General features: G+C 44.0%; 10 protein-coding genes. 4 read left to right on the top strand and 6 right to left on the bottom strand.

Annotated features, from left to right (window positions below):
• Nucleotides 1-53: 53 nt before the first annotated feature.
• The 3 genes from B2089_RS11270 to B2089_RS11280 are packed head-to-tail and all read right to left on the bottom strand — an operon-like array spanning nucleotide 54 to nucleotide 1,999.
• Nucleotides 54-587, bottom strand: a complete 534-nt coding sequence (locus tag B2089_RS11270) for a hypothetical protein (RefSeq protein WP_296325587.1) — start codon at nucleotides 585-587, stop codon at nucleotides 54-56.
• Nucleotides 584-1,111, bottom strand: coding sequence for an NUDIX hydrolase (locus B2089_RS11275; RefSeq protein WP_296325590.1), 528 nt, complete (start codon nucleotides 1,109-1,111; stop codon nucleotides 584-586). Before B2089_RS11275 ends, B2089_RS11270 begins: the two co-directional genes overlap by 4 nt.
• 6 nt (nucleotides 1,112-1,117) lie before the next feature.
• A complete protein-coding gene (locus B2089_RS11280) occupies nucleotides 1,118-1,999 on the bottom strand; it encodes a GNAT family N-acetyltransferase (RefSeq protein ID WP_296325592.1) in 882 nt (293 codons plus the stop codon).
• Between the two features lie 47 nt (nucleotides 2,000-2,046).
• On the opposite strand from B2089_RS11280, the gene B2089_RS11285 reads away from it, so the two are divergent.
• On the top strand, nucleotides 2,047-2,586 hold the full coding sequence (locus B2089_RS11285) for an FKBP-type peptidyl-prolyl cis-trans isomerase (RefSeq protein WP_296325594.1): 540 nt from the start codon (nucleotides 2,047-2,049) through the stop codon (nucleotides 2,584-2,586).
• A gap of 2 nt (nucleotides 2,587-2,588) precedes the next feature.
• On the opposite strand, the gene B2089_RS11290 is transcribed toward B2089_RS11285, so the two are convergent.
• Nucleotides 2,589-4,676, bottom strand: a complete 2,088-nt coding sequence (locus tag B2089_RS11290) for a methyl-accepting chemotaxis protein (protein ID WP_296325596.1) — start codon at nucleotides 4,674-4,676, stop codon at nucleotides 2,589-2,591.
• A 161-nt stretch (nucleotides 4,677-4,837) separates the two neighbouring features.
• Here B2089_RS11290 and B2089_RS11295 point away from each other — a divergent pair, with 161 nt between their 5' ends.
• The gene (locus tag B2089_RS11295) at nucleotides 4,838-5,863 is read left to right on the top strand and encodes a sugar kinase (protein WP_296687347.1); all 1,026 of its coding nucleotides are present in this window, start codon (nucleotides 4,838-4,840) and stop codon (nucleotides 5,861-5,863) included.
• A gap of 240 nt (nucleotides 5,864-6,103) precedes the next feature.
• On the opposite strand, the gene B2089_RS11300 is transcribed toward B2089_RS11295, so the two are convergent.
• Complete coding sequence (locus B2089_RS11300; RefSeq protein ID WP_296321880.1) at nucleotides 6,104-7,078, bottom strand: aldolase catalytic domain-containing protein; 975 nt, start codon at nucleotides 7,076-7,078, stop codon at nucleotides 6,104-6,106.
• A gap of 59 nt (nucleotides 7,079-7,137) precedes the next feature.
• Nucleotides 7,138-7,962, bottom strand: a complete 825-nt coding sequence (locus B2089_RS11305; RefSeq protein ID WP_296321883.1) for a polysaccharide lyase family 7 protein — start codon at nucleotides 7,960-7,962, stop codon at nucleotides 7,138-7,140.
• Between the two features lie 77 nt (nucleotides 7,963-8,039).
• Between B2089_RS11305 and B2089_RS11310 the strand changes: the two genes are divergently transcribed.
• Both B2089_RS11310 and B2089_RS11315 read left to right on the top strand, forming a co-directional pair.
• On the top strand, nucleotides 8,040-8,855 hold the full coding sequence (locus B2089_RS11310; RefSeq protein ID WP_296321885.1) for a M48 family metallopeptidase: 816 nt from the start codon (nucleotides 8,040-8,042) through the stop codon (nucleotides 8,853-8,855).
• Nucleotides 8,856-8,958: 103 nt separating this feature from the next.
• Nucleotides 8,959-9,925, top strand: a 967-nt coding sequence (locus B2089_RS11315; RefSeq protein WP_296687350.1) for a glutamine synthetase III, incomplete at its 3' end; no start/stop codon positions are given.

The raw sequence follows: 9,925 nt of genomic DNA on the forward strand, positions 1-9,925 counted from the left end.
GCTGGGGTTCGATTACATATCTGGAGCACGGCATTACGCGGTGCTCCTTTTTTTTATGGTTTTAGCTTGGGCGCAAGTTTTAGAATCAGGTCTACGGCTTGCTTTCTCTCCTCTTCACTGGAAAACAGAATCAGATTTTCCTTTCCGTTGTTCAATATTACCCGAAGAGTTTTAAAATCAACCTGTGTCGTTTCCTCATCGTTCTCGTAAGCAAGAGTCGGAAGGGAATAGACATCATTCCACAAAACAGAATCTGTTCCTGAAATCAGCATGTTTTCGTAAATTCCGGCCTTTCCGCATCCAGCTGCCTCTCTCGCCGCAATTTCAGCCGCAACAAGAGCCGTTGCCAGAAGGATAATATTGACGAACCAAGAGTAATTTCTGAGCGGCACGACAAGAATCAAAATAAAAGAAAGGACGGCAATTCCAATCCATTTTTTTGAAGAAGCGGTCTTTAAGGACATGAAAAGAGAGCCAGCCTGAGAAAAAATCTTTTTGCGCCTGTAGGGAATCGAAATCAATGTGGCGATATAGCCAATCAAGGAAATTCCCAACATAGAAAAATATGCAATCTGTTCCAGTGTCATTTTTTATTCCTCAACCATAATGCAAGAGTCTTCCTTGCGCTTTCAAATGCAAGTGGAAGTTCAGCAAGCTCTTTTTCGTTACGCACAAAAACTTCCTCAAAACCAAGCACTTCGCCCTTCTGGGCTTTTAGTTTTGCGTCAGCAGGCAATGTCGCCTCAAAAAAAGCATCGCAAGTTTTATACTGGATGTTTTTGTATTCATAAGTATTAGGAAAACTCGCGATATATTTTAAGGAAAGTGGCTCAACTCCGATTTCTTCCATGCACTCCCGAAAACAAGCTTCTTCCGCTGTTTCGTCCGGATCAACGAAGCCTCCTGGAAATGCAAGAAATCCTTTTCGGGGGGCTTTTGCGCGTTTTTCCAGCAGGATTTTTCCTTCCGAGTTTTGAATTACAAGTCCGACCGCGCTTGCCACATTATTGTAGAGGTCGAATCCGCAATCCGCACAGAGCCATTTCCGCATGTTCACATTCTGAATGTTTTTTCCGCCACATGCCGGGCAGAAATTAAAGTCATTTTTCATATTTTCTCAATAATAATTTATTTTATAGTCTGTGAAAGGCACGAAGCCGCAATTTCTGTATACATTGATTGCCGTCACATTGACTTTCTTTACGAACAGAACGATGATTTTCCCATCTTTTTTAAACTGTTGCGTCAAAGTTTTAACGAGATAAGTCGCTATTCCCCTGTTGCGCAAAGTTGTGTCTGTATAAATGCCACCGAGTTGAATACATTTTTCACCTTTTGCATTTATAGAGGCCTTTGCGATAATCCGATTATTGTATTTTACTCCGAATACGCCTCCGTCTTGAATTGAACGGCGCAATAGAATGCGGGAATTTTTTTCGTTAAAGGAATTTTTATCGATTACCACTTCTTCAAGTTCATAGGCTTTTTGAATTGGAAACAGCGCGTCAAAATCTGAATCTTTGCAGGTAAAAACCTCACATTCGCTCAGAAAAGCCTGCTTTTTGTGGTCATTTGCATTGGCAAGAAGAGACTCTTCGGCTGCTGCCTGATTGTATTCCATAAGACTGTATTCATTTGCCGCCTTTGGAACAGTACCGTACAATTTGAGGAAAATTTTTGCGATTGCATCGGTATATTTTTTTTCTCCGATGATGCTGAATAATTTTTGTGGTTTTGCATAAGAGAAATATTCCTGAACTATAGGAAGAATTGAGTCGCTTTCAAGACAGTGGAGAATCTGCCCGCCTACAGAAACTGAAAGCACTCCCCAAATTATATTTCGTTCATCAAGAATATAGAGAATTTTCGTGTCGTTTTTTAAAAAATGAGAGACGAGCGAGACACATTTATGTTCATTCGCAAGGAGAAAATTAAAAATGTGCTGGCGGATTTGCATTGAATTCGGTCCGCCATCGTTCATCAACTCGAAAATCAGCATTTGACTTTATTATAGCACAGAATAATAAAATTTGTTAGAATTATCGCATGGAAATCGAATATCAGAAAATGGTTAAAATCCATTACACGCTTAAAGATACTGACGGAAATCAGCTTGATTCTTCACTTGGCGGAGAACCTTTGGAATACATGCACGGAATCGGCTCTCTCATTCCCGGTCTTGAGTCAGAACTCACTGGTCACAAAGCGGGCGACAAATTCCACACAGAGATTGAGCCAGCCCTGGGCTACGGCGAATATGACGAAAAACTCGTCGCCGAAGTTCCCCGAAAGCAATTTGATACTGGAGCCGAAATCACTGTGGGTCAGCAATTCCAGGCTGATACGGCGACAGGCCCCATGATTGTAAAAGTCACTAAAGTCACTGATGACACTATCACTGTTGACGGAAACCACGAGCTTGCAGGCAAAAAGCTCTGCTTCGATGTGGAAGTCGTCGATGTGCGAGATGCCACCGAAGCCGAGCTTGAGCCATTCGTAAACGACTCATGCGGCTGTGGCGGTGGATGCTCCGGCTCCTGCGGCGTCTGTTCTGGTTGTGGCGGAAGTGCCGGTTGCGGAGAATAAAATCAGACCTTAAATTGGTCAATTTCTTCGCCAATCTTCTGGATTGAGCGATTCATTTCTACAGAAATATCGGTGAGGGCATTTCCTGTCTCACTGATTTTTCGCGCGCTTGAGTTGATTTCGCCGACGGAACCATTCAAATTGCTTGAAGCGTCCTTCAAGCGCGAAACTTCCTGCAAAATCTGCTGGCTTCCAGAGCTCATTTCTTCGGCTGCGGCACGGACATTTCCAGTGCTGTCGCTCATCGTGTGGAGAGCGTCCAAAACCTGCTTAGAGCCTTCTGACTGCTCTTCCATTGCGGCCTTAATTTGGCGGACGAGCTGGTCTGTCTCACGGATACTTGAAGAAACTGCCGTGAATGCCGCGCTAGACTCAGAAGATGAAGAAACGACCGTTTCGATTGACGCTCGGATTTTCTGCAACTGGTCGCCGATGGTCTTTGATTGGGCAGAAGAAGTTTCTGACAGTTTTCGGATTTCGTCCGCAACGACAGCGAATCCCTTTCCTGCGTCGCCTGCATGAGCCGCCTCGATTGCCGCGTTCATAGCCAGCAAGTTTGTCTGGCTTGCGATAGATGCAATCGCCACATTTGCTTCTTGAAGCATAGCTGACTGATTTTCAATTTCGCCAATCTGGTCATTGACGGTAGCTTGTTTTGAAGCTCCAAGATTTGCCTTTCCTTGAAGCTCGGCAAATTCTCCTGCCATTTTCTCGATTGAAGCGTTGATGGCGCTGATGTTTCCAATCATCTCTTCGGTTGCGGCAGATGCCTGAGTAACGCCAGAAGATTGAGTGTGTATCATGTGCTCAAGGGACTGAATGTTTGATGTAATCTGAGTTATTGCACTAGCCGTTCCGTCAACGCTTGAAGTCTGCTCGCCCAAAATCTGTTTGAGAGAGTTGATGTTTTCGTTGATTTCGGCAATAGCTCCTTCTGTGTCGGAAATACTTGCCTGTAAGCTTCCGTCTATGTCCTGCAGAGATGTCTTTGAATTCTTAACCTCAGCAATGATTTCCTGCAATTTCTGAATGAATTTGTTGAATCCTAAACCGACAGAACCAATCTCATCGTTTACTTTTACTTCGATTCGCTTTGTAAGGTCTGCGTTTCCGCTGGCAATTCCAACGATGCTGGCAACAACGACTTTAAGAGGTCTGAACATGATAATCATGAAGACAATGATGACAAGAAGAACGATGACAGCGATTAAGATATTGCTTCCGATAAGGATGTTTCGGATTTTGTTTGCGGATGCGTCAAGCTGCGTGAGAGGAAGAGCAATAGCCACAGACCAGTTTGTTTTACCGATTGGGTGATAGAAGATACAGTCTTTTTCGCCGGGGACGACGAAGCTATTGATGACGGCATTTGAAGCGCCTCCGTTTATCATCAGATTTGCGACTTCGGCCATATCTTCGTGGCCAGAAATAGAATCTTTGATGAAATTCTGCATTTGAATAGAAGAATCCGGGTGACACATTGCCGTGCCGTCGCCAGAAACGACGAAAGCATAGCCTTTTTCGCCCAAAGAGAAGGAATTGATTTTCTGCTGGATTTTATCGATTGTTTTGACTCCGACGAACATACCGACTCTGCGGCCGCTCATGTCAAAAGCCGGGCGGACAAGCATGGTTGAGACTTTGCCGGTTGCCTTTGCTACCGTCGGGTCAGTGATGTAATAGTCAGCTCCGTTCATGATTGCCTTGTAGTAGGCACGGTCTGAGTTATTGCCCCGCTTGCCGGAATCATAATAAGTGTTTCCTTCGGCGGTAATAAAGAGAACATAGTCGATTTCTGAAGAGCGGCGTTTTGGCGTTGTTGCCAGCCATTCACCGATTTCATCATAAGAGCCGAAATTGTAAACAACATCTGCCTTAGTGTAAAAATCAAGAAGGTTCAGGTTTTCTTCAAGCCAAGATTCGACATAATTTGAATAAGAATCAGCAAGCGCATCCATGTCGGCATCGGCCGTCTTGCGTGATGAATCATTGACGACCTTTACGCTGAGCTCAATTAAGGCAACGAAAAGGACGGCTATGATAATACCGGTGATGGTAACCATCCTTCGGATAACACTTCTCTTTTTCATAAGCAGTACCTCGAATAATGTTTGTTATATTTATAGTATCGCCTTGAATATAAGAAAAAGCAAATAAATTTTACTTGTTGCAGATTTTCTTATTATAGAATATAATTGATTAATATTTTTCGCAAAAAAACGGCATACAAGCCGAAATAGGAGATTAAAAAATGGCAAAAGTAGTTACTTTTGGTGAATTGATGCTTCGCATCCAGCCTGCTGATTACTATCGTTTCGTTCAGGTTGACTCAATGACAACAACTTTCGGTGGCGGTGAGGCAAATGTTTCTGTTTCTCTCGCTAACTATGGCAACGAATCATACTTCGTTACAAAACTTCCGACTCACGAAATCGGTCAGGCAGCTGTAAACTCACTCCGCAAATATGGCGTTCACACAGAATATATCGTTCGTGGCGGTCCACGCGTTGGTATCTACTACAACGAGAAAGGTGCTTCTCAGCGTGGCTCAAAATGTATCTACGACCGCGCAGGCTCTTCAATTCAGCTCGCAAAACCAGAAGAATTCAACTGGAAAGAAATCCTCAAGGACGCAAAATGGTTCCACATCACAGGAATCACACCGGCTTTGGGACCAAACATGGTAACTGCTTGTATCGAGGCTTGTAAAACAGCTCGCGAAATGGGCATCACAACTTCTTGTGACTTGAACTACCGCGGAAAGCTCTGGACAAAAGACGAAGCTCGCAAAGCTATGACAGAAATCTGTAAATATATCGATGTTTGTATCTCTAACGAGGACGACGCAAACGATGTATTCGGAATCAAATCAGAAGGAACTGATACAACAAAGGGAACTTTGAACAACGACGGTTATGTTTCAGTTGCACGCCAGCTCAAAGAGAAATTCGGCTTCAAAAAAGTCGCAATCACTCTCCGCTCATCAATCAACGCTAACCGCAACGACTGGCAGGCTCTCCTCTATGTCGACGACAAAGACTATGCATTCTCAAAGAAATACGAGATGTGGATTGTTGACCGCGTAGGTGGCGGTGACTCATTCGGTGGTGGTCTCATCCACTCACAGCTCAAAGGAATGAACACACAGGATTCAATCAACTGGGCAGTTGCTGCATCTTGTCTCAAGCACTCAATCATCGGTGACTACAACATGGTTTCTGAGGACGAAGTCAACAAGCTCGCAGGCGGCGACGGATCTGGACGAATCCAGCGATAAATCACTTCGTGATTTATCTTAACGACAACTCTCACGAGTTGTCGAGCAATGAACTCCACTCAATCGGGTGGAGTTTTCTTATTTTAGAGAATAAAGCCGCAACATTGGCAGAAAATACAAAAAGCCGTCGGAGTCGGGGTTGCGACACAAACTCGCCTGAGCTTTGCTCACTGCGATGTTTGATGGCGCGTTCCCGACGGGAGACGGCTTTTTGTTTTATCCGACAAATCTTGTAAGGATTTATTCCTGGCTTGTGACTTCTTTGTAGAACTCGCAGAAGTCCTTGCGCTTGTCCTTTGTAAACTGAATAGCCGTTCGTGGATGCTGGTTTAATACACCAGTTAAGAGATACTGCAAATCGTAGCCCCAGACAACGCCTGACTCTTTGAGAGGATTCATGTGCTCTTCGATAAATTTGATTACCGGGAAGAGCTTGAATTTCGGGTTTCGCAAGAAGCCCAGCAAAAGCTCCATTGCACAGTTACCGGCCCCTCGCCCCATCGCGGCGTAAGTTGCGTCAAGATAGTCAACTCCGTCCCCGGCGGCTTCGATTGTATTTGCAAAGGCCAGTTTCTGATTGTCGTGGGCATGAATTCCCAGTTTTTTATTGTATTTTGCGGCGAATTCTCCGTAGATGTCGGCGATTCGGGCAATCTGCTCTGGGTAAAGGGCACCGTAACTGTCAACAATGTAGATTACATCGGCAGAAGATTTTCCCAATAAATCAAGGGCGACCTTTAAGTCTGATTCCTGAGAATTTGAAATCGCCATGATGTTGCAGCTGACTTCATATCCCTTCTTTTTTGCGTCTTCAATCATGTCCAATGCGCCCGGCATCTGGTGAAGGTAAGTTGCGACCCGAATCAAATCAACCGGGCTGTTTGCCTTTTCATCAATGTCCTGCTTGTAGTTACAGCGGCCAACATCAGCCATAATAGCAATCTTTAAATCAGTGTTATTGTCACCAACGACTGAGCGGATATAATCGTCATCTGAAAATTTGCTGGGACCGAATTTTGCCACATCGAACATTTCTTTGTCAGCCTTGTAGCCGAATTCCATATAATCAACGCCAGCTTTTACATTAGCTTCGTAAAGTGCTTTGGCAAATCCCTCTGGAAAATAAAAATCATTAACCAAGCCACCGTCACGCAAAGTAGCATCGACAACTTTAATGCTGGGACGGAAATCCATCAATTCAGAAAGTTCTTTCATTTTATACTCCTGTTACTTTTAATAGTATCAAAAAAAGGCGATTTAGAGAATAGGGAAGATTATTGGACTTTTAAGGAGGTCACAAAAACCTCGGAGAAAATCTTTGGTGAATCCGTGTTCTGATAATATATGCCTAGTTTAAAATAATTTTTGTAATCATTGCGGACATTTCTATGAAAATTATGCGACGCGTATAAAACACCGTCCCGATAGAGCCTCAAAACATTATTGCTTACAGAGATTTTGATTTTCACTTTCTGAAACTGAGCGATTGAGCCCAAATCATATCGATGGGATTTACCGTCTGCCTTTGTCTTTCCGTCCTTTTCATAATTGGTGACCACAGCCTTTATTCCGCCGTTTTCAAGCTCAATGCGACACAAAGGCGAATCTTTTAAATCGCAATGCTGCAAAAACTGCCCCACCGTAAACTTAGCCGAGGAAAAATCAGTTGAAGTCATGTAAAAAGTGTATTCCATGGATTTCTCATCAGCGAGAGTCCATTCGATATTGTGCCTAAGCTCAGCCCTTACCGATGAGCCGTTTTTTGATTTGCCTTTGTCGCTGGCATCAAGAGAAAAACGAAGAAATTTCTCACCATCCGCATTTTTATAAATAGAAAGATACTTGTTCTTAAAATCTGCCTTAATCCAGTCGTCCAGCATTCCGCCTTCTTCGCTGCCGCTAGGATACTGTAATCTCCACTCATCAGGCGAAGCAAAGAAATAATAACCACTCTCTCGTAAGGAAAGTTCCTTCTGAGAGCAATAGGAGGTCTCAATACCATCAGGATTTAAAAGTCTGCCATTAGAATCAAGGCTTGATACACAAGAGCCAAAGAGAAGACATATAAATACGCTTAGATAGAAAAAATTCTTTTTCATTCCTTTATTCTATTCTGATTTTGTGAAAAAGCAATAAAGTCTAGAAAAGCAAGTGAAAATGTGATAGGGTTCTTATTATGAAAAAAAGAATTCTTCCTAAATTAATTTTTCTCGCTTTTCCTTTTGTTTTACTCACAAGTTGTCTCACAACGACTACAGCGGCAGGAAGTGTTGGCGCAGACAGAAAACAGGTAATGCTCATTTCTGAAGAAGCCATCGAGCAAAGTGCAAATGAATCTTACGCAGAAGTCCTCGCAGAAGCGAAAAAAGCAGGCAAACTCAACACGAATACTTCTACAGTTCAAAGAGTTCAGAAAATCGCCAAACTTTTAATTGCTCAAACACCTACATTCCGAGAAGATGCGCTTTCATGGGATTGGCAGGTAAATGTCATCAGCGATGAAACAGTTAATGCGTGGTGTATGCCTGGTGGAAAAATCGTCGTTTATACAGGCATCATCGATACGCTCCAGCTCACAGATGGTGAACTCGCCGCAGTCATGGGACATGAAATCGCACATGCCTTAAAGGAACACAGTCGTGAGAGGGCAAGTCAGGAAGGTTTGCAGAATCTCGGTGTTGCCGCCGCCGCAACAATTTTAGGCTTGGACGAAGAAAGTTATCAACTTTTAGGAATTGCCGCTCAATACACACTTACCTTGCCATTTTCTCGTAAACACGAAACAGAAGCAGATCATATCGGAACAGAACTCATGGCACGAGCAGGCTATGACCCATACGATGCCGTAAATGTTTGGAAAAAGATGTCTGCAGCGTCTGGTGCCCAACCACCTGAAATCATGAGCACCCACCCATCACACGAAAGCCGAATCAGTGACTTGCAAGTGATTGCTGAAAAAGTCTATCCATTATATAAGGCTGCAAAAAAATAAAGGTTTTAATAAAAAGATACGGTCATGCGATGTAACAGGTATTTTTTTTCCTATTCTATTTTCTTGTGATTTATGCTATTCTTTTCCTAAATAGGAGAATTAAATGTCCGTTACCGTACCAGAGATTTTTGGAAGCATGGTTTTCAATGACGATGTGATGCGCGCTCGTCTCCCCAAAGACACTTACAAATCGCTTAGAAAGACGATTCAGCAAGGCTCGCCGCTGGAGCTTGATGTGGCCAATGTGGTTGCCAACGCAATGAAAGACTGGGCAATCGAAAAGGGAGCCACTCACTTCACTCACTGGTTCCAGCCGCTCACTGGCGTCACCGCCGAAAAACACGATTCTTTCATTTCTCCCAACGGTTCCGGCGTAATCATGGAATTTTCTGGCAAGGAGCTGGTAAAGGGCGAGGTTGACGGCTCATCTTTTCCTTCAGGCGGAATCCGGGCCACTTTTGAAGCCCGCGGCTACACTGCCTGGGACCCCACATCTTACGCCTTCATCAAGGACGGTTCCCTTTACATTCCGACGGCATTCTGCTCTTATACGGGCGAATCTTTAGACAAAAAAACGCCTCTCCTTCGCTCAATGGAAGCGTTAAACACTCAGGCTTTGCGAATTCTCCGTCTTTTCGGAAACACTTCTGCAAAACGAGTCATCACCACGGTGGGCCCTGAGCAGGAATATTTCTTAATCGACAAAAAACTCTGGGAACAGCGAAAGGATTTGATGTTCACTGGCCGCACTCTCTTTGGCTCAATGCCGCCAAAAGGTCAGGAAATGGACGACCACTACTACGGCTCAATCAAGCCCCGAATCGCCGAATTCATGGCAGATTTGGACAACGAGCTTTGGAAACTGGGAATTTTGAGCAAGACAAAGCACAACGAGGTCGCTCCTGCCCAGCACGAAATGGCTCCGATTTTCACCACGACGAACTTAAGCGCTGACCAGAACCAGCTTACCATGCGTCTTATGAAAGAGGTCGCTTTGAAGCACGGATTGTACTGCCTTCTTGCAGAAAAGCCTTTTGCCGGCGTAAACGGAAGCGGAAAGCACAACAACT

The organism is Treponema sp. UBA3813 (assembly GCA_002368605.1).
GTDB lineage: Bacteria > Spirochaetota > Spirochaetia > Treponematales > Treponemataceae > Treponema_D.

Coding starts and splice junctions, on each gene's coding strand:
- B2089_RS11270 (WP_296325587.1), bottom strand. CDS start 587: ATGACACTGGAACAGATTGCATATTTTTCTATGTTGGGAATTTCCTTG.
- B2089_RS11275 (WP_296325590.1), bottom strand. CDS start 1,111: ATGAAAAATGACTTTAATTTCTGCCCGGCATGTGGCGGAAAAAACATT.
- B2089_RS11280 (WP_296325592.1), bottom strand. CDS start 1,999: ATGCTGATTTTCGAGTTGATGAACGATGGCGGACCGAATTCAATGCAA.
- B2089_RS11285 (WP_296325594.1), top strand. CDS start 2,047: ATGGAAATCGAATATCAGAAAATGGTTAAAATCCATTACACGCTTAAA.
- B2089_RS11290 (WP_296325596.1), bottom strand. CDS start 4,676: ATGAAAAAGAGAAGTGTTATCCGAAGGATGGTTACCATCACCGGTATT.
- B2089_RS11295 (WP_296687347.1), top strand. CDS start 4,838: ATGGCAAAAGTAGTTACTTTTGGTGAATTGATGCTTCGCATCCAGCCT.
- B2089_RS11300 (WP_296321880.1), bottom strand. CDS start 7,078: ATGAAAGAACTTTCTGAATTGATGGATTTCCGTCCCAGCATTAAAGTT.
- B2089_RS11305 (WP_296321883.1), bottom strand. CDS start 7,962: ATGAAAAAGAATTTTTTCTATCTAAGCGTATTTATATGTCTTCTCTTT.
- B2089_RS11310 (WP_296321885.1), top strand. CDS start 8,040: ATGAAAAAAAGAATTCTTCCTAAATTAATTTTTCTCGCTTTTCCTTTT.